This window comes from Vibrio sp. 1078-1, assembly GCF_033340475.1.
The window spans coordinates 1-511 of the sequence record NZ_JAWOWM010000944.1 but is presented as its reverse complement, the minus strand read 5'-3'; the positions used below and the strand labels follow the sequence as shown (position 1 = coordinate 511).

Annotated in this window: 1 pseudogene; it reads right to left on the bottom strand. The window is 44.6% G+C overall.

What is annotated here, in order from left to right:
• A pseudogene (locus R7190_RS31005) lies at positions 1-278 on the bottom strand (chitinase); the annotation flags it as partial.
• Positions 279-511 lie beyond the last annotated feature (233 nt).

Here is a 511-nt window from a genome sequence, read left to right as displayed (position 1 = left end):
TCGGTATCGACAATGATCGCCGTATACGGATCTTTTCCTTCACATTGTTCGGCAACCAGTTTTTGTACCGTTTCAGAAGCACCGGCATGAGGGCCGCACATACTAAGAAACGCGTAAATCACATGCGTCAGTTTATCGGCGGGAATATCTTTCACCGTGTATGGGTTTTCTGCATTCGCGTACTGCCAATCCGCAAAGTAACCCGCTACGACTTTTTGCTCGGCGTGTGCCGCTCCAGTTATCCCCATAATTAGTGCAGCAAGAAGTGTCTTTTTCATTGTTTTCTCCAGAGTAGGTGTACAAATTTAAAGCTACTCCTAGAGAATATTTTTAACTTGAAAACGAAATCAGGCTGCGAGTCATTTATAAATCCTCGCAGCCTGATTACATAAGTTGCATATTATTTGTGCTAACTCTCAGATGCCGTGTTACCGTGCATCTGCTCATCCAAGTTCAATACTGTCAAAGCGTTGCTTACACTGGTAGCAATCACGTCGATTGCACCGGTACG